Genomic DNA, 19583 nt, shown 5'->3' with positions numbered 1-19583 from the left:
ATTATACTAAAAACTCCGCCCGAATTGCTATGTTACTAAACGCTTATATTGGTTTCTTATCAGAAAGACGAGCCTGGTTGTTGCAAAAATTCTAACTCCTCATCAGTTGATTGCCGACCAAGGATCGAATTACGGTGAGGGTAACGGCCAAACCGGTCTATAATTTCTTTGTGTTTAAGCTCAAAACTGTAACCTTTGTCATCGCCAAGCGCTTTAAACAGTGGCACGGCATGCTGGTGTATCACGCGCGATTCACTGTGCATATAAGGCATGTAAAGGAACTGTTTTTCCGAGTCGGTTAATGTAGAGTCTAGGCCTAAAGATACCGCAAGTTGTGACAAGGTCAGTGCTTGAGCATCTTGTGCAAACGCTTTTGGGCTATCGCGAAAGATATTACGGGAAAATTGATCGAGGACGATAATTTCAGCAAGTAATCCTGATGCAGAGTACTCTCTTCCTTGTCGGCGCCAGCTTTCAAGCTCTCCTAAAGAGGCCGCTAAATGACACTCTCCAAAGCGACCAGCGATTCTATTGTCTAAATCATAGCTTTTGACCCACCAATCTTTGGGTTGTAATTCTTGGAACCAGAAGCTCAGAATGTCAGCTGGCTGCATTAAATTGCTCCTTGAGTTCTTCTAACAAGTTATCGCTCGCCACCTCAATCATATTCAGCACCTTGGAAAACCCATCCGCACCGCCATAATAAGGATCGGGCACTTCCTCGATATCAAACTCCGGCGCATAATCACGAATAAATAGCTTTAATTTATCATCGTAACCACTTGTTTTTAAAAGCGATAAGTTATGATAATTCTCAAGATCCATTGCAATGACAAGGTCAAAATCAACAAAGTCTTTTGCCTCAGCCTTTCGTGAGCGGATGTAAGATAAATCATAGCCTTTCTTCTTTGCTTCTTGCTGCGAACGGTGATCAGGTGATTCACCGACATGAAAGGCACTCGTTCCAGCAGAGTCCACGCGAATTTTATCAGTTAAACCAGCGGCATTAACTTTGTGCTGAAAAACACCTTCTGCGGTTGGAGATCGACAGATATTGCCTAAACAAACAAATAAGACTGAAAACTGACTCATGCCCTACTCCCCATTCTCAAAGTTGGTGCTGTCTAAAATAGAGGTTTGCAGCGTCCAAATCCTCCTCGGTATCAACCCCCAAGCCAGGAACCTCTTGCGCGGTTTCTACATGAATTTGGTAGCCGTTAGCAATAACACGAAGCTGCTCTAAAGATTCTAGCTTCTCAATGTCTGCCGGAGGCATGCTGACATATGTGGCTAAAAAGCCGGCTCGATAAGCGTAGATACCAATATGACGCTGACAAAACTGACGAACGTCAACTTGCTGCTGTTCGAAGCTACCACGCTGCCAAGGTATTGGTGCCCTCGAAAAATATAACGCCTTGCCCTCGGAAGATGCCACGACTTTGACCACGTTGGAGTTGAAAACCTCTTTATCTTCAACAATGGGCGTGCTCAAGGTCGACATCACGCAGTCAGAATGTTGAGAAAGATTTTGGGCCACTTGACTGATGTTTTCTGGAGAGATAAAAGGTTCATCGCCTTGAACGTTCACCACAATGTCTTCTTCAGCAAAGCCCAAGGTCTGACAAACTTCAGCGAGTCGGTCGCTGCCAGAGACATGGTCATCTCGCGTCATGCAAACGTCGCCACCAAAGCCCTCAGCCGCCAGCTTAATACGCTCGTCATCCGTGGCGATTATCACTTTATCGGCACCTGACAATAAGGCACGCTCGTATACGTGTTGTATCATCGGCTTATCGCCAATCGTAGCCAGTGGTTTTCCCGGCAGTCGTGACGATGCGAAACGCGCAGGGATGACCACGACAAAACGGTTTTTGCCAGTGCTTGCCATTAACCCAGTTCCTCAGCAGAAACTTTGCGTGCTTGCTCCTCCAGCATCACTGGAATGTCATCACGAATCGGGTAAGCCAACTTATCAAAACGGCAAATTAGCTCTTTAGCTTCTTTTTGGTACATCAGCTCACCTTTACACAAGGGGCAAACTAAAACATCAATTAACTTATGGTCCATGATTGTCTCTAATCAATTGTATTGCAATAAATTGAGTATCTGACGCTGTAAAGCCGCTTCTGCTTCTGGCGTTAGGCGAGTCTCGACAGGCAGATAATACATTCTATCTTCACTGAAATGATGACACTTTACCGCATCTTTTTCGGTCATCACGACAGGCCCTTCTATGTCAGTAAAATCTGCCCCCTGATACTGGTGATGATCGGGGAAACTATGGGGAAGAACCTCAAAACCCTGCTGTATTAGCGTATCAAAAAAGCGCTGTGGATTACCAATCGCGGCAACCCCATTAACAAACTTGCTGGTTAGAGGCTGAGTGTGGCCAACTCCTTTTATGGTCTGTGGCTCTAGCGTCATATCAGTTCCATTGACCAGTGTCATCTGGACTTGCTCCAAGCGTGTTGGCGGCTCTCTTAGCGGCCCCATCGGCATCAACCAACCATTGCCAAGCTCTCTTGACTGATCAATCAGCGCCACTTCCATATCACGTTTCAGTGCGTAGTGCTGTAAACCATCATCACAAATGACAATATCACAGCCTAGGTCAATCAGCGTCTGGCCTCCACGGCTGCGAACGGGATCAACCACCAGTCGAGCCTTTGTCCTATGATAGATCAGGTAAGGCTCATCACCAGAAATTTCAGGTGGGGTATCGTCGTCCATGACTAACGGATAATTTTCAGCAGTGCCACCGTAACCTCGTGTGACAAGCCCTGGCTTATAACCTTGCTCCATAAGCCATTGCAGTAGGTAGATTGCTAAAGGGGTTTTGCCAGTGCCGCCGACACTGATATTACCAATAACGACGACAGGCTTAGACAGTTTGACGGAACGGAAAACCCCAAGCTTGTAGAAAAGTCGGCGCGTAAAAACAACCAAACGTAACAATAACTGTAACGGTAAGAAGAGCCAAAGCCACCAAGGTGCTGGGCGATACCATAAGCTCTCGAAGAATTGTTGGCTTTTAGAGATTGCCACAACAATTACTCGCTAAACTGCATTTGTTGTAGGCGGGTATATTCGCCATTTTGATTCATTAACTCGTGATGCGAACCTGACTCAATAATGCGGCCATCTTTAACCACCAGAATTTTATCCGCATTTTCAATGGTTGAAAGACGGTGCGCTACCACGATAGTCGTTCTACCGACCATTAATGCTTCCAGAGCTTTTTGGATATGGCGCTCCGACTCAGTATCCAGAGCTGACGTTGCCTCATCAAGGATCAGTATGGGGGCATCCTTAAGCATCGCACGAGCAATTGCAATTCGTTGACGCTGCCCACCTGAAAGTAATAAACCATTATCACCAACTTGGGTATCCAACTGCTGGGGCAGCTGCTCAATAAACTCCCAAGCATATGCATCCTTTGCTGCCTTGATGATTTCTTCATCAGTTGCATCTTCTAGACGGCCGTAAGCTATGTTATGACGGATGGTGTTATTAAATAGCACCACATTTTGAGAGACGGTGGCTATTTGCTCTCGTAGCGACGAAAGCGTGAAAGACTCAATCGCCATATCATCGACTGTAATAGAGCCAGAGTCTGGATTGTATAGTCTCTGTATCAAGCTAGCGATAGTGCTTTTACCGCTGCCAGAGCGACCGACTAGGGCAATTGATTGCCCAGGCTCTGCGGTGAAGCTGATCTCTCGAAGAATGGCTTTATCCGCCTCGTAGGCAAAGGTGACCTTGTCAAAACTCACCTTACCTTCTGCTCGCTTGATAACTTTTGTCCCAGTGTCTGGCTCGTCGTCTAAATCTAAAATTTCAAACACGCTTTGCGCGCCCGCAATACCCCGCTGTAGATGAGTATTAACGTTACTAATATCGCGCATTGGCTTTAAAATAACGCCCATCATGGTAATAAACGTCACCAGTTCCCCACCAGTCATGCGATTATCAAGCAGCTCCAAGCTACCAAAATACATAATGGCTGCGAAGCCTACACCAGCTACGATTTGTATCACTGGTGAAGCAATACCTTTGGTCGCAATAAGCTTCATTTCTTGTTGGCGGTTACGGTTCGCTTTGTTGTTGAAGTTTTTGATCTCACGCTTGGCGCCGCCGAAAATCTTAATGACTTGATTGCCTTTAATCGTTTCTTCTGCGGTTTTAGTGACATCCCCTACCACATTCTGAATATTACTACTGACACGCTTTAAACGCTTAGCACTTACATGAATAATCCAGCCAATAATCGGCACGACAAAGAATAAAAACGCAGTAAGGCGCCAGCTTATCAAGGTCAGGTAAATTAAAACAAAAAGAATGGTTCCGCCGGTTCTCAGCGCTAAAGTAATCGCGTCTGAACTAGCTACAGCGACCTGCTCAGTGTTAAAGGTCATGGTCGACAACAAGTTACCTGGAGCGCGCTCTGAGAAAAACTTAGCGGGTTGGCGAATATACTTCTGGTAAAGGCTTTCACGCAAATCTTGCACAACTTTTCGACCCACCCACCCCATGCAGTAAGTCGACACAAAGTTGCAAATTCCGCGCAAGAAAATCGCGCCAATAATGAATAACGGGGTTTGCACTAACAGGAAGTAACGATCACGCTCTTTCAAACCATCATCGATAAGATACTGAATAGCATTTACGAAGGTCGCTTCAATTAGCGCAAAAAAAACGTTGGCTAGAACGCCAACAAGAAACACCCATTTATATCGCTTGGTATAGCCCAGTAATCGCTTATAAATGACCGAGTTTTTTTCTGAATTCTTTTCTGAGTTTTTTTCCGACATGAATTACTTCAAACGCTAGTTATCATCAGTGGCAGGTTTCTGAGTCGGCAAGGTCAAGTTATTAAAACCAGCCTGCCCAGCAGCATCCATTACCGTTATCACGGCTTGATAAGGAGCAGCCGCATCTGCGCTGATTATAACAGGTGTTTGATTGTCTGTGGACGATTGTTTTATCGCAGTTTTAATGGTCTCAATGTTGCGATTAACTAAACCGTTACCGTTAACAAAAATATCGCCCGATTTAGTCACCGTAACCTCGATAGACTGCGCTGGCGCATCAAGAGTTTCCCCATTCGCTTCCGGTAAGGTTAAACTGACTTTGGTTTCTTTTTTAAAACTGGTCGACACCATGAAAAAGATCAGCAACAAGAAAACCACATCAATCAATGGCGTTAGATTAATTTGGACATCTTCTTTTTTCTTCTTTAACCACATAGCTAATCTCTAATTAGTCTTGGTTCGAAGTGAAGATTTCACGTTCACCGTGTAAAACATCCACCATTTTTAATGCTTCTTGCTCCATATCCGTCACTAACTCTTCAACGCGACGAATAAAGTGACGATGCAAAACTAAGGTTGGAATAGCCACAGCCATACCAGCGGCGGTTGTAATAAGTGCTTCTGAAATACCGCCAGCTAACGCATCGGCATTACCAACACCCTCAACACGCATGACAGTAAAGACTTTAATCATGCCAATAACGGTCCCTAAAAGTCCTAATAATGGGGCGACCAAGGCAATAGACCCTAGGGTGTTCAAGTAACGCTCTAACCGAACAACCACTGCTCTACCGGCCTCATTGATACTCGCCTTCATCGACTCGCGGCCATACTGGTGATTCAAAAGCCCCGCAGTTAATACTTCGCCCAGTTCAGAGCTGTTTTTTAAATCACGCATTTTACTTTTATCGAACTGGCCGTTTTTGATCCAAGTCCACACCTGAGCGACTAAGTGTTTAGGTAAAATACGTTCACGCTTCAATGCCCAGATCCGCTCAACCATAATAGCCATTGCGATCAAAGAGCAAATAGCAATTGGGATCATTGTCCAGCCACCGGCTTTGAATAAATCAAACAGCGTGCCCGTTGAAGTGACAGCAGTTGCGATAACAGCTGAAGATGTGACTGCGAAAGATATAACCATGGTCCCCATTACCTCAATGCGTAATTATTGTTTGCGATGCTGGCAACGCAAAAACTGTATAAATATTAATCATTTATTATTCATTTATCAAAATATTGTGCAGTAGCTACAAAATAAGAGCAAGTGTTGATTGGCATCAACTGTGAACAAGTCCACCGCTTTTGCCTAAAACGCTTATAATTCAGTCATTTCACAGGGCTTCTTACGCCAGATCTTTGCATCATTTCGGGACCAATCCGCCTTATCTTGTGTGAGAAAATAGGTAATTTGCCCCGTGCACCCCGTATGCAGCTGTTTAACGTCAAAAGTGTGGTACCGCCTGACAACATTTTGGTTGGGTAAATGGTAACGACTGTAGCGTTCCGTTGAGTAAATAGCAGTCTCAGGTAGCACCATTTTGATAAACGGATAAGTCGAAGAGCTATTGCTGCCATGGTGTGGCACCAGAAGTAAATTGGCGCGCAATTTATCGGTCTGATGCTCAGCTAAATCGAGCTCAGTATCTTTTTCAATATCCCCGGTCATTAAAATAGAAAAATCCTGCTCAGCCTGCCTCGCCTTCACCTTTAAAACACATGAGTCATTATTATCTCCCGTGCTAGATACGTTTGGGTGTATAACCTCTAACTGAAAAGCCCCGATTGTTTTTAGGTAACCGGCCTGGCAAAGCTCAACCTCTCTCTGATGAAACTTACCCAGGGCCCAGCGTCCTGCGACCAATTGTTGTACCTTGAATTGCTCAAGAATATGCTGGGTGCCGCCTGAGTGATCGTTATCTTTGTGGCTCAAAATAAGGGCATCAAGCTGCTTGATATTGTTCCTCAACAAGTAAGGTTGAATATAGCTGTTGAAGGCTGAGTTGTGGGCTGCGCCATAGCCTGTATCGTATAAAATATGATGTTTTCCATCAGTCAGCAATGCCGCTAGACCATGGCCCACATCAAATACTACAAGTTTTGGCTCATGGGTTTTATGGGGAGGCACTACTGCATGCCAACAGACTATTATGACTCCTAAGGCGGCAAAACCATAAATGAGTCGTCCGAGCGGCAAAAGACAGAGCAGTGTGAGCGCGAATACCCCTATCACTAGCCATGCTGGAAGTGAGAAAGCCATGATCATGTTATCGAGTATAGACGCTAAATCTTTACCCCAGCCCAATAACGAAGAGATGACTTTGTCGAGCCACTCCATCGGAAAGCTTATTGACAGCAGCATATACGCTATCACAGACAGGATAATAGCCGGCAGTATGAGTAGGCTGAAAATCGGAATCACTAAAATATTGACAAAAAGCCCCAGTAAAGTTGCTTGCTGAAAAAAGTACACGCTGGGTAGCAGTAGTGTCGTTGAAATACCGATCTGGATTTTCGTCAGACTAGCTAACTTTGAGCCTAACCCTTGGCTTCGCGCCACTCTCCCACTCACCATGAAACTGATCACACAAACCGCTATGAAGCTCATCCAAAAGCTTGCTGATAAAACACTCAATGGATCAAATAATAGAATCACCAGTAACGCCCATTGTAGACCGCTTAAGAAAGCTCCTTGGCGCTGACTCAGCAAAGCAAGGACGACACAGCACCACATAATAGTCGCTCTGACTGTCGGCAAAGAAAAGTCAGCTAACGCCGCATACAGTAAAGCCGTCATGGCGCTGATGATCAAGGCTGGCCTCAAAGGCTCTACCCGACTTCGGTTCATAATGCGGTTTGAAAAAGCGAGAAATTTGAAGAAAAGCCAAAAGCTTGCTCCAGCGATTATGGCGATATGAAGCCCTGAAATAGCGTTCAGATGACTGAGCCCTAACTGACGTAATAGCTCTTTATCGTGGCGTGAAATGCCCGATTTTTCACCAATCAATAATGCTTGAAATAGTCCTGAATTGTTAAACCGAGCAAGCTCTTTATAAATATGTTGGCGTAAAGCGTTAATACCGATGCTTGTGCCCGACTGAATTTTGACCGACGACTTAACGTACCCTTTTCCGTCAAAGCCCTGCTCAAATGCATAATATTCGTAATCAAAGCCAACCTCGTTGACTGGGCCATAAATCGGTTTGAGCTTAATCGTCATTGACCATTTATCACCCAGCTCATAAAGACACTCTTTTGAATAATCTTTGAGACGAAGTTCTTTATCGACAAGCTCTAAGGTTTTGCTACTGATGATATCAACGCTAAACTGGCAATATTCGGGATAAATAGCTGGTAATGAATTGACCTCTGCTTCTATAATGTGCACGCTTTCATTATGCGGCGATGGAGTTTGCTGTGATAAACGCCATGATGCGTGAGTCGATGACCAGCCTAGTCCAAACATCAGTCCGCTAACGAAAACAACACAAGCAGAAAGTAATGAGTGTTTACGATACTTTTTGGGTATGAACAAAATAGCAGCAGCTACTGTAAGAAAGATAACAGTGCTGAGCGTTGACAGTGTGTTGGGTTGCGCCAGAAGAATGCAAGCGCCTAGCAAAAGACCCAAAATCCATTTGAACATTCTAGGATAATCCTTATCCAAGCTTTAATATAAGTGTTGTACTATAAACTAACGCAAGTGTAACCGTGATACTCTATGCCGCGCAAGTTACTAAGAAAAATTACACCTGATCCGAAGAAAGTTACTGATAATCGCTTTTTAAAGATATTTGGTAAATTGATTCATGATCCTGGACTGTGGCACCTTAACCGCTACAGTGCTTCTGGTGCCTTTGCGGTGGGCTTATTCATGTGTTTTATGCCCATCCCCTTTCAAATGGTACTAGCTGCTGGCGCCGCAATCTTGCTTCGCGTGAACCTCCCCCTTTCAGTATTGCTTTGCTGGATCACTAACCCGCTGACAATTCCGCCAATGTTCTATTTTGCGTACTTGGTTGGAACATGGGTGCTATCTTGGCCACCGAGCGAGTTCGAATTTGAGTTGAGTTTTGAGTGGTTAGGCAATGAACTGATCCATATCTGGCAGCCATTCTTATTAGGCTGTCTTATTTGTGGTTCCGTTGCAGCGATTATTGGCTATTACACCATTAGTTTGTCCTGGCGCTATCATGTAGTCATGGCTTGGAAAGCGCGACAACAACGCTGGAAAGAGAAGCTTTTACATAAGTTGCACTTAGACAGTGACAGTGAAGAAGAAGCTTCTAAAAACGAAAAAACTCAGGACAAGCCTGAGTCTTCAGATAAAAAGTAACTATCTTTTAAAGGTTCAACGGCTTTAAAGTACCATCTTCTAAATGTAGCTGACGCTGCATTTTCCCCGCAAGTTCTAAGTCATGGGTCACGGTAATAAAGGTGGTACCCATTTCACGATTAAGCTCGCACATTAATTCGTAAACCTGATTGGCGGTACCGTGATCCAAGTTCCCCGTCGGTTCATCGGCTAATACGCAGTCTGGCTGAGTAACGAGAGCGCGGGCAAACGCAATACGTTGACGCTCACCGCCAGATAACTCCGCGGGCTTATGAGTTCTTCGCTTACCGAGTCCGACTCGATCGATTAAATCATTAGCAATCTGGTGAGCTTCTGTTCGCTTCATACCGCGAATAATGAGTGGCATCGCAACATTGTCCTGAGCTTCAAACTCAGGCAGCAGATGATGAAATTGATACACAAAACCAATATGACGGTTTCGGAACTCGCCTTGGGCTTTAGCTGAAAGCGAATGGATATTGGTTCCGTTCAAGTAGACAGTACCTGAGGTCGGTTTATCAAGACCACCGATCAAATGCAGTAAAGTGCTTTTACCAGACCCCGAAGAGCCGACGATGGCCAACTGCTCACCCTTCTCTACCTCTAAATTTAAATCCGTTAACACTTGAACCTTATTAGCGCCATCGTTATAAGTACGGTTTAACGAATCAATCTGAATAATTGGACTATTCTCAGCAGAATCATTCATAACAGAATCACTCATAGCAGAATTACTCATAACGTAGGGCCTCCGCAGGTTGAGTTCTTGACGCTTTCCACGAAGGATATAACGTTGCTAAAACACTGATACCAAAGGCTGATAGAGCAATTTTAATAACATCATCCCAAATAAGCTCTGTTGGCAAGAAATTCACGAAGTAAACATTCTTTGGGAAAACACTCATCTCAAAAGTCACTTCGAGCCAATTCACAATATCTGGCAAGTTTAAAGCCAATAGAACGCCTAAAATAACACCCGCTCCCGTACCGATAAGTCCATTGATAATGCCGCTGGTCATAAATATTCGCAGAATCGAGCCAGGACTTGCGCCCAAAGTGCGCAGAATAGCGATATCGGCTTGTTTCTCGTTAACTAGCATCACCAGTGAGGTGACGATATTAAATGCGGCCACAGCGATAATAAAGGTCAGAAGAATAAACATAATCTTCTTTTCCATCTCAATGGCGTTAAATAGGGTTTGGTGCTGTCGAGTCCAGTTAGTCACAAAGTAGTTATAATCAAGCTGCTCCGTGATCGATGTACTGACTTCGTGAACCTTCATGACGTCTTTGGTTTTTAGCTGCAAAGCTGAAACGCCATCGGTAATGCGAAGGATTTGGGCAAGATCATTTAAGTGAACGAATGCCATTCCTTTGTCTGCTTCCGACTTGGTTTGGAAAACACCAGAGACAGTAAACCGCTTGGCGCGTGGCTGAATCCCAGCTATCGAGAAACGACTTTCTTTTAAGAATAATAAAGTCACTTTATCACCCACGTTAGCCGCTAAACTTCTGGCTAACGACGCCCCGAGAATGATGTTGTAGCTTCCCTCGGTCAAAGAGTCAAAAGAACCATTACGCATGTGGTCTTTAACAATCGTCACTTCGCCAATTTTTTCTGGCAAAACGCCCTGCACCACGCCGAATTGATCAGAGCCAAGGTGCTGGAACATGGTTTCGGACTGAATATAAGGAGAAGCACCAATAACGTTTGGATTTTTCATCACAACGTCTTCTAGAGCTTGCCAATTCTCGATATTACTACCGACGCCGCTAACCAAGACGTGAGGTGCCATACCAAGAATACGATCACGAAGCTCACGCTCAAAACCGTTCATCACCGACATCACCGTAATCAACACCATAACGCCTAAGGCAATGCCTATCATGGAGATCAAAGAGATAAAGGAAATAAAGTGATCGCGGCGCTTTGCTCTGGTGTAACGCAGCCCAACGAATAGCGAAAAAGGAAGCCTCATGGTGCTTTCTGGTTAATTTAAATTGGCGTCATATTGAATGGTTCACAATTTGTAGTCAAGTTATGGAGTAGAATTAATGTTAATTATGATTAGGATATAACGCTAATTTTTTGATATTCTAGAGAAAATTATGTTTGAGGAGTCAACATCATGAAAACAATAACAGCCGCAATTTGCGCTCTATCGTTGAGCTTCGGTGCAGGGGTTGGTCTTAACACGGCCAAAGCCGAAGAAGTCAAAGTACCAGTGGCAAAGCAAGGCAAGCACAATATTCAGGTGCCTAAGCGCGGCGTCACAAAGTCATACGTTGAGCAGAAGTTTGGAGCTCCTAACAATGTTGAAGGCCCTGTCGGTGATCCGCCAATTACTAAATGGGTTTATAATGGCTACACCGTTTATTTCGAGTATGACCATGTGATTCACTCAGTAGTTCATCACGGTTAAGAAGTGATTGAACAATAAAAAAGCGGCTCAATAGCCGCTTTTTTGATGCCTAACTACTACTTCTTAAGCTGCGATAAAATATAAGGCGCTACAACCACTGTCCAAAATTCCGTTTCAGGTTTACAGTTTTCCTTAACAAACTCCATCGGCATGCGCTGGATCTTCTCTGAATCAATCAAAGGTTTAACCTCCTCCGCATTGTCCAAGGATAAATCCGCTGCACAATTAATCAGATCGACACTTTGATCAATCAAAAGCAAGTTGCCTTTAGCGAAAAAGCGCTCGATTTCTTTCCACTCGACCACTGCGGTCTCGCCATTCAGCTTGGCGACCAGCTCTTCGCGAGGCGTCAGCTGAGTAAAGCTGTCTGTTTTCTGCTGGGTGTCGTTTTGTCCAGGATTTATATCTTTATTCATAATAAAATCAATATTTTAAGAATTTAATTTAAACAAGGTTATCAAGATGTAAGTCGTGCTGTAAGCGTTGCCAATGATTACCTTGACGTACTTGTGTTAACGAATAGTTGAGCGATTTGCCCTTCATTATTTCTAATCTTGCAGCAGAGTCTGGAGAAACCTTTAGGTCAAACTGCGACATGAGTTGCCGACCTTCTTGCGGATGATTACAGACAAGAACCATGTCACAACCGGCATTTACCGCTGCTTTGGCGCGCTCGTAATAACCACCGACCACTTCCGCTCCTTTCATACTTAGGTCATCACTAAAAATAACCCCATCAAAACCTAGCTGCTTGCGCAAGATATCCTGTAACCACAACTCTGAGAAACCTGCTGGCTGAGAATCAACGTTGGGATAAATTACGTGGGCTGGCATCACCGCCTGATAATTCTGGGCTAACTCTGCAAAAACACGCATGTCTTGGCTAATAATGTGCTCACGCGGACGTTCATCAACAGGAATATCGACGTGTGAATCCGCTTCAACAGAGCCATGACCGGGGAAGTGTTTTGCGGTCGCTGCCATTCCAAAATCGTTCATGCCTTTGATAAACTCACGACCTAGCTCAATCACTTCATCAACTTGAGTCGAAAAAGCCCGATCACCAATAACGCGGCTAATCTCATTCCCTAAATCCAAAACTGGAGCAAAGCTGAAATCAATGCCTACGGCCTGAACTTCAATCGCAATCAAGCTTCCCCAGCGATAGGCTGACGCTTTCGCTTCAGCTAAATCGTTAGCATTCTGCAAAATGCTGGCCATAGCTGGCACTTGACTGAAGCCATCACGAAAACGTTGAACACGCCCTCCTTCATGATCCACGGCAATTAAAATATCGCGTCCCGCTGTTTCGCGAACGGCTTGCGATAGCTCTGCAATTTGTTGTGGACTGGCATAATTACGACTGAAGAAGATGATTCCGCCTAATAGCGGATTTTGTAACATATCTTTTTCTGCGGCATTCACCTCTAGACCATCAAGATCCAGCATCAAAGGGCCAATTGGCATAATGTATCCTGTATTATTTATCTACACGTCATTCCCGCGAAGGCGGGAATGACCAAACGTAAAGAGCATACGCCCAATACCAATGAGCCGTATGATAACCGATCCGCCAAATAACGACCATGATGAATTCCATTTCTCAAATGAAAACAAGTCGCTATAATGGTGCGCGACTATGAAACGATAATGATTATTATCAACTTAAACAATAAAGGGTAACTCTATGATAACGCTTAAAAAAGCCGTCAGTACTGCGGTATTGGTAGGTGCTTTATTAGGACAACCTGTTATCGCCGACGATCATAAACAAAAAGTCACTGCCGAAGACGCGGCTGCTTTTGTTGCTGATGCGGAAAAGCGATTAACAGAAATTGCAGAATATGCCGCACGCATTGCATGGGTTAATGCGAATTTTGTGACTCATGACACCACGGCGCTAAACGCTCAGGTTGGTGAAGACTACACTAAGCTAGGCGTTGAGCTAGCGAATAAAGCGAAGAAGTTTAACGGTTTGGACTTACCTTACGACGTTAATCGTAAGATTGAAATGATCAAGCTAGGCCTGACTTTACCGGCTCCAGCTGATGCTGACAAAACCAAACAATTGGCACAAATCACGTCTAAACTAGACAGTATTTATGCCACAGGCAAGAGCCCTGACGGTCGTAGCCTTGGTCAATTAAGCCAAGTTTTACGAGAATCACGCGACGCTGACGAGCAATTAAAAGCTTGGACAGGCTGGCGTGAAATTTCTAAAGAAATGCGTCCGCTGTATAAGCAAATGGTTGACATCGCTAACGAAGGTTCAAAAGAACTTGGTTACGCTGATACCGGCACCATGTGGCGCTCTAAGTACGATATGCCCGCTGACGGCTTCGCCACTGAAATGGATCGCTTATGGGGTCAGGTGCAACCACTTTATAAAGCACTACACTGCCACGTCCGCGCTGAGTTGAATGACCAGTATGGCGACGAGGTTGTTGCGATGGATAAGCCGATTCCAGCACACCTATTAGGCAACATGTGGGCACAGCAATGGGGCAATATCTACGACATCGCAGGCCCTAAAAATGCAGGCAAAGGCATCGACATCGATCCTATCTTGCGTAAGCACTATGGCGTCGACAAAGAAAACGTCAGCCATGAAGAAAAAGAAGTCGCAGTTAAGAAGATGGTTAAAACTGCTGAAAACTTTTTCTCTTCATTAGGCTTCGCCCCTCTTCCAGAAACATTCTGGGAGCGTTCGTTATTCGTCAAGCCACGTGATCGCGATGTTCAATGTCACGCTAGCGCATGGGATATCGACAACGAAGAAGATATTCGTATTAAGATGTGTACCGAAATCAACGGTGAAGATTTCCAAACCGTTCACCATGAACTCGGCCACAACTACTATCAACGTGCTTATAAAGATCAATCGATCTTCTACAAAGGCAGTGCTAACGATGGCTTCCACGAAGCAATCGGCGACACAGTAGCACTATCAATTACTCCAAAATACTTGAAGCAGATTGGCCTAATCGACAAAGAGCCAGACGCAAGTGCTGATATTGCACTATTAATGCGCTCAGCGCTGGACAAAGTTGCTTTCTTACCGTTCGGCTTAATGGTTGACCAATGGCGCTGGAAAGTATTCAACGGTGAAATTTCGCCAGAAGAATACAACCAAGGCTGGTGGGAACTGCGTGAAAAGTACCAAGGTATTGAAGCGCCAGTGGCTCGTACTGAAGACCACTTCGATCCAGGTGCGAAATACCACATTCCAGGCAACACGCCTTACTCACGCTACTTCCTAGCACACATCTTGCAGTTCCAGTTCTACCGTGAAATGTGTGACATGGCTGGCAACAAAGGTCCACTTCACCGTTGCTCGTTCTACGGCAACAAAGAAGTCGGCGAAAAGCTCATCAAGATGCTAGAAATGGGCTCTTCACGTCCATGGCCTGACGCACTTGAAGCCATGACTGGCAGCCGTGAAATGGACGCAACAGCAGTACTTGAGTACTACGCGCCACTGAAAACATGGTTAGACGAGCAAAACGAAGGCCGTAACTGCGGTTGGTAATTTTATAGGATGGGTTAGGCGATAGCCGTAACCCATCGTGCTCCTATAAAAGAAAAGGCGCCGCTTGGCGCCTTTTTGCTAAGAAATATCAATAATTGTACTCTGACCCCATTACTTTAGGAGCGACTTAACTTAATGGGGTCAGAGTACATTTATTTTCCAGGAAGGCCAAGAGGAGAACGTGAACTTTAGAATGGTGTTGATGGGTTACGTATTTAAATTAATGCCACCCCGTACTATTAAAATGCTTTCCTGTAAGCCAAAGATTAATTTAACTCTGACCCCATTAATTATAATTTGAGGATTAATTTACTCTGACCCCATTAATTCTGGACGAAACTCTTCGATAGAACTCCAGCCTTGGAGTAATATACTAAAACGAGCAGCACAGTCACAAAGTCCTGTTAGTTCAAATAACTCCCCATCCATCCAAAGCTCTTCAGGGAAAAAGCCTTCTCTGAGTGGGGTTGATATCCTCTCTTCGACTGCTGAGCTAAATAGTTCTTGTTTTCTTCTGAGTAGCTCACCTGCTGCAGGGTACTCTTCTTCGTAATATTTTAACATTTTAACCAAGCTTCTAGTTTCTCTAGCTAATTCTTCTCTATTAATCATTGCAGATTTCACCTCTTTGCATTAATTGTGTTTATTATAACAATAAACTCAATAAATGCGGTCAGAGTACATTTATTCTCGAAGAAGGCCAAGTGGAAAACTTAATGGGGTCAGAGTACATTTATTTAGGAACAACCGAGAAGCAGTCAAATGCTACTCTCCCTGTAAGCCAAAAATTAATTTACTGACCACATTAAATCCATTCTATTTATTATTATACGAATCATCAACCAACTTTGTATAAAGTTCCTCAGCATTAAATTGTTGCGTTAAATCAAAGTTTAGTACCGAGTCAATATAATCTCTTGGAGGCATGTAGGAGTGTTTTGCTATATAATGATATATCATTGATGGTGAAGCAAAATATCCCTCCCCAACAACATTTGGAATAAGGATTTCACTTCCCCCCAACCTTTTAGAGTTGCCGCTTTGGCTTTGGTAAATACAAACTTCAGTTTCATTACATAAATTGCACCGATGGGTTCCTCTAATTATATTAAAAGTAGGCTCGCAACTCCCTCTTTTAAAGAGTACAGAAGATAACTTCATTAAAAACTCTTCGCTTACACTTCCCTGTGTATAAGGGTGCTTACTGTCCAACCAACCAATATTTTTTATTAGGGTAAAAGGGTGCTTTAACTTATAGTCGTAAATACTACCATCTTCAAAATACATTAGTTCCTCCTAGTAACCGCAAAATAATGTACATGCAGCCCAATTAATGGCGCCTTGGTTTGGCTCAAGTATCTTATTAAGCTTTATTAGACGCTCCACAGACGTTGGAAAAAATTAATGGGTCAGAGTACATTTATTCTCGAAGAAGGCCAAGAGGAAAACGTTAATTGCTGGGAGTGATATTGATGGGTGACGCATCTTTTCAATGCTAACCCGTCCTATTGGAAAGGTGCTGCTTAGGACTTAAAACACGAACAAATAAATGCCGAGGAAGTGACACACGGCGCCGCCGAGGACGAATAGGTGCCAAATAGCGTGGTTGAATGGTATCTTGCGGTCTGCAGCGTAAAAAACGGTACCTAAAGTGTAAGATAAACCGCCCGCTAGAAGTAACCATAATGCGCCGGGAGCGACTTTGTCCAACATTTCAGGGGCAGCGACGACAATGACCCACCCCATCAAAATATAGGTAATTAAGGACACTCTCGGGAAGCGTTGTTTGAACTTAACTTTAAAGGTCACACCAAATACTGCCAAAGCCCAGATAACACCAAATAGCGACCAGCCCCAAATACCATTAAGGCTGATCAGTACAAACGGCGTGTAGGTTCCCGCGATCAAAAAGTATATGGCGCAGTGATCCAATGTTTGGAAGATCTTTTTTAGGTTTTCTGGTTGGAAACTATGGTAAAGGGTTGATGTCGTGAACAAAACGACAAGGCTAAACCCATAAACAATAGCGCTGGCTAATTTCCAGCCATTGAGCGGCTCCAAAGATACCATAATCATCATGGTCATTGCGGCCACACTCAATAAAGCACCAATAGCATGACTCATCGCATTGGCAATTTCCTCGCCAATACTATAAGTATGTTCGGTTAATTCCACATCAAGATGTGCTGTCGGTTGTGACATCTATTTCTCCAAAAATGATTCTGTTAAATGTGCTTGTTAAATGCTTAGCGCGAGTTCAGTACCTTGGCGAATCGCTCGCTTCGCATCAAGCTCAGCGGCAACATCGGCACCGCCAATTAAGTGAACAGTGCTGCCCAGTTCTTCCAGCTCTTGAGCTAGATCTCTATTTGGTAACTGACCAGCACACAATACGATATTATCAACGCTTAGCGTTTCAGTTTTGCCTGAAGACTTGTGTTCAATCACTAAGCCTTCATCATTGATTTCTTTATAGTCTACGCCCGTAACCATCTTGACCTTTTTGTGCTTCAAACTGGTACGGTGGATCCAGCCAGTGGTTTTACCCAGCCCTTTCCCCATTTTGCTTTCTTTACGTTGAAGCATGGTTACTTGTCGAGCTGGAGGCGTGATTTCAGCTTCATCCAATAAACCGCCTTCATCTTGATACAAACGGTCAATGCCCCACTCCTTTAGCCACTCCTCAAGATTTAAGGTTGGTGAGTCACCTTGGTGCACTAAATATTCCGAGACATCAAAACCGATGCCACCAGCACCTATAACAGCGACTTTCTCGCCAACAGGTTTTTTATGCAATAAGACATCGATGTACGACAACACTTTTTCATGCTCGACACCTGGAATGCCAGGAGTTCGAGGTTTAACGCCAGCCGCAACAATGACTTCATCAAAATCTTTCGATAAAGTTTCTGCTTTTGCCTCTGTCTCTAGATGGAGGTTAACCCCTGTTTCTTCAAGTAGGTGCTTAAAGTATCGAATGGTTTCGTAAAACTCTTCTTTGCCAGGAATTTGATTCGCAATGTTTAACTGCCCACCAATGGTTTTTGCTCGATCAAAAAGGTGTACTTCATGGCCACGCTTGGCCGCTTCAGTGGCAAATGCTAGTCCCGCAGGCCCGGAGCCCACGACCGCCAATTTTTTCTTAAAGTTTAGAGGTTGCGCGATCAGCTCTGTTTCATAACAGGCTTTGGGATTAACCAAACAGGTTGCACGTTGTTGCTTAAAGACATGGTCTAAGCACGCTTGATTACAGGCAATACAGGTGTTGATGGTATAACTTTTCTCTTTTTCAGCTTTTACCACAAAGTCAGGATCTGCAAGCAGTGGTCTCGCCATCGACACCATATCCGCACAATCGTCCTCTAACACTTGCTCGGCAACTTCAGGCGTATTAATACGGTTTGAAGTAATTAGAGGCACGTTCACTTCTTCACGAAGTTTTTTAGTGACCCAAGTAAAAGCTCGTCTTGGTACCGACGTCGTAATCGTCGGAACTCTCGCTTCATGCCAGCCAATACCGGTGTTAATAATGGTGGCGCCAGCTTTTTCGACTTCTTTAGCTAATTGAACAACTTCAGACCAACTACTGCCACCTTTTACCAAGTCGATCATTGAAAGCCGGTAAATCGTGATGAAGTCATCACCAACCGCTTCTTTAACGGCCTTGATAATTTCTAGAGGAAAACGGATTCGGTTGTCGTAGGAGCCGCCCCACTTGTCATCACGCTTGTTGGTTCGAGTCACGATAAACTGGTTAATGAGGTAGCCTTCTGATCCCATAATTTCCACACCATCATAGCCTGCTTCTTTCGCTAATCGTGCGCAACGAGCGTAGTGCTTGATGGTTTTCTGGATCATCCGCTCGGTTAAAGCTTTGGGCTTAAATGGTGTAATCGGTGACTTAATGTCTGATGCAGAAACTGAAAGTGGATGATAAGCGTAGCGACCTGCATGCAAAATTTGCAAGGCAATTTTACCACCAGCATTATGCACGGCTTGGGTAACGATTTTGTGCTTTTTAACGTGGCGCCGGTTACTCAGTTGAGAAGAATGAGGCCCAAGACGACCACGAAAATTTGGTGAAATACCGCCAGTAACCATCAAGCCAACTCCGCCACGAGCACGTGCGGCATAAAATTCAGCCATCTTCACAAAACCGCCCTTTTCTTCTTCCAGGCCGGTATGCATCGAGCCCATGAGGACACGGTTTTTAAGTGTGGTGAACCCTAAATCAAGGGGTTCTAGTAGCTTTGGATATTTCACGATTGTCAGTTGTCTCTTAGTATCTTGACTCTTGAGCTTAAGTCTACTGGTATAACCAGTATCATGCAATGCTTACAGACATATTTCATTACAATAAAAACTGGCGATTATTCTATATAAAACAGTAAGTTATCATTTCGTTACATTTATGTACTAGTCATAAAATAAGCAATTTGGTTAGAATTAGCGCAGTTTCGTAATATTTAACTAGTTAGAGAAGG

The 19583-nt window shown here is 44.2% G+C and carries 20 protein-coding genes; 3 read left to right on the top strand and 17 right to left on the bottom strand.

The genetic code is table 11. From position 1 onward, the window contains the following. Positions 1–59: 59 nt before the first annotated feature. From ABD943_RS00600 to ABD943_RS00560, 9 genes are all read right to left on the bottom strand, one after another. The gene (locus ABD943_RS00600) at positions 60–614 is read right to left on the bottom strand and encodes a DUF924 family protein (protein ID WP_345291259.1); all 555 of its coding nucleotides are present in this window, start codon (positions 612–614) and stop codon (positions 60–62) included. Beyond that, complete coding sequence (locus tag ABD943_RS00595) at positions 601–1092, bottom strand: low molecular weight protein-tyrosine-phosphatase (protein WP_345291258.1); 492 nt, start codon at positions 1090–1092, stop codon at positions 601–603. Before ABD943_RS00595 ends, ABD943_RS00600 begins: the two co-directional genes overlap by 14 nt. Before the next feature lie 16 nt (positions 1093–1108). Beyond that, positions 1109–1888: a 3-deoxy-manno-octulosonate cytidylyltransferase gene (gene kdsB / locus ABD943_RS00590; RefSeq protein WP_345291257.1), complete on the bottom strand. Its 780-nt coding sequence runs from the start codon at positions 1886–1888 to the stop codon at positions 1109–1111. Then, positions 1888–2067, bottom strand: coding sequence for a Trm112 family protein (locus tag ABD943_RS00585; protein WP_345291256.1), 180 nt, complete (start codon positions 2065–2067; stop codon positions 1888–1890). Before ABD943_RS00585 ends, kdsB begins: the two co-directional genes overlap by 1 nt. A gap of 12 nt (positions 2068–2079) precedes the next feature. After that, positions 2080–3045, bottom strand: coding sequence for a tetraacyldisaccharide 4'-kinase (gene lpxK, locus ABD943_RS00580; RefSeq protein ID WP_345291255.1), 966 nt, complete (start codon positions 3043–3045; stop codon positions 2080–2082). A gap of 5 nt (positions 3046–3050) precedes the next feature. Beyond that, the gene (gene msbA / locus ABD943_RS00575) at positions 3051–4811 is read right to left on the bottom strand and encodes a lipid A export permease/ATP-binding protein MsbA (protein ID WP_345291254.1); all 1761 of its coding nucleotides are present in this window, start codon (positions 4809–4811) and stop codon (positions 3051–3053) included. Positions 4812–4826: 15 nt separating this feature from the next. Then, positions 4827–5246 carry an ExbD/TolR family protein gene (locus ABD943_RS00570; RefSeq protein WP_345291253.1) on the bottom strand — a complete coding sequence of 140 codons (420 nt, stop codon included), beginning with the start codon at positions 5244–5246 and terminating at the stop codon, positions 4827–4829. A 13-nt stretch (positions 5247–5259) separates the two neighbouring features. Beyond that, entirely contained in the window at positions 5260–5955 is a 696-nt protein-coding gene (locus ABD943_RS00565; RefSeq protein ID WP_345291252.1) for a MotA/TolQ/ExbB proton channel family protein, read from the bottom strand. 174 nt (positions 5956–6129) lie between these two features. Further along, positions 6130–8457 carry a DNA internalization-related competence protein ComEC/Rec2 gene (locus ABD943_RS00560; protein ID WP_345291251.1) on the bottom strand — a complete coding sequence of 776 codons (2328 nt, stop codon included), beginning with the start codon at positions 8455–8457 and terminating at the stop codon, positions 6130–6132. Positions 8458–8532: 75 nt separating this feature from the next. On the opposite strand from ABD943_RS00560, the gene ABD943_RS00555 reads away from it, so the two are divergent. Continuing rightward, the gene (locus ABD943_RS00555) at positions 8533–9147 is read left to right on the top strand and encodes a DUF2062 domain-containing protein (RefSeq protein ID WP_425559449.1); all 615 of its coding nucleotides are present in this window, start codon (positions 8533–8535) and stop codon (positions 9145–9147) included. A 7-nt stretch (positions 9148–9154) separates the two neighbouring features. Here ABD943_RS00555 and lolD read toward each other — a convergent pair whose 3' ends face one another. Continuing rightward, a complete protein-coding gene (lolD, locus tag ABD943_RS00550; RefSeq protein ID WP_345291250.1) occupies positions 9155–9871 on the bottom strand; it encodes a lipoprotein-releasing ABC transporter ATP-binding protein LolD in 717 nt (238 codons plus the stop codon). A 7-nt stretch (positions 9872–9878) separates the two neighbouring features. Next, the gene (locus ABD943_RS00545) at positions 9879–11126 is read right to left on the bottom strand and encodes a lipoprotein-releasing ABC transporter permease subunit (RefSeq protein ID WP_345291249.1); all 1248 of its coding nucleotides are present in this window, start codon (positions 11124–11126) and stop codon (positions 9879–9881) included. A gap of 150 nt (positions 11127–11276) precedes the next feature. Here ABD943_RS00545 and ABD943_RS00540 point away from each other — a divergent pair, with 150 nt between their 5' ends. Next, complete coding sequence (locus ABD943_RS00540) at positions 11277–11570, top strand: hypothetical protein (protein ID WP_345291248.1); 294 nt, start codon at positions 11277–11279, stop codon at positions 11568–11570. 56 nt (positions 11571–11626) lie between these two features. Here ABD943_RS00540 and ABD943_RS00535 read toward each other — a convergent pair whose 3' ends face one another. Continuing rightward, entirely contained in the window at positions 11627–11986 is a 360-nt protein-coding gene (locus ABD943_RS00535) for a DUF2288 domain-containing protein (protein WP_345291247.1), read from the bottom strand. Between the two features lie 28 nt (positions 11987–12014). Continuing rightward, a complete protein-coding gene (gene nagZ, locus ABD943_RS00530) occupies positions 12015–13031 on the bottom strand; it encodes a beta-N-acetylhexosaminidase (RefSeq protein ID WP_425559458.1) in 1017 nt (338 codons plus the stop codon). 226 nt (positions 13032–13257) lie between these two features. On the opposite strand from nagZ, the gene ABD943_RS00525 reads away from it, so the two are divergent. Next, complete coding sequence (locus tag ABD943_RS00525) at positions 13258–15099, top strand: M2 family metallopeptidase (RefSeq protein ID WP_345291245.1); 1842 nt, start codon at positions 13258–13260, stop codon at positions 15097–15099. A 309-nt stretch (positions 15100–15408) separates the two neighbouring features. Here ABD943_RS00525 and ABD943_RS00520 read toward each other — a convergent pair whose 3' ends face one another. From ABD943_RS00520 to ABD943_RS00505, 4 genes are all read right to left on the bottom strand, one after another. Continuing rightward, complete coding sequence (locus tag ABD943_RS00520) at positions 15409–15711, bottom strand: hypothetical protein (RefSeq protein WP_345291244.1); 303 nt, start codon at positions 15709–15711, stop codon at positions 15409–15411. A 204-nt stretch (positions 15712–15915) separates the two neighbouring features. Continuing rightward, positions 15916–16386, bottom strand: a complete 471-nt coding sequence (locus ABD943_RS00515; protein WP_345291243.1) for a DUF7919 family protein — start codon at positions 16384–16386, stop codon at positions 15916–15918. A gap of 243 nt (positions 16387–16629) precedes the next feature. Next, the gene (gene trhA, locus ABD943_RS00510) at positions 16630–17301 is read right to left on the bottom strand and encodes a PAQR family membrane homeostasis protein TrhA (RefSeq protein WP_345291242.1); all 672 of its coding nucleotides are present in this window, start codon (positions 17299–17301) and stop codon (positions 16630–16632) included. 36 nt (positions 17302–17337) lie between these two features. Next, positions 17338–19362 (bottom strand): oxidoreductase, encoded by a 2025-nt coding sequence (locus tag ABD943_RS00505; RefSeq protein ID WP_345291241.1) that lies wholly within the window; start codon positions 19360–19362, stop codon positions 17338–17340. Positions 19363–19583 lie beyond the last annotated feature (221 nt).

Origin of the sequence: Kangiella marina (assembly GCF_039541235.1) — a bacterium.
Taxonomy (GTDB): Bacteria; Pseudomonadota; Gammaproteobacteria; order Enterobacterales; family Kangiellaceae; genus Kangiella; species Kangiella marina.
This window is presented reverse-complemented; position numbering and strand designations above follow the sequence as displayed.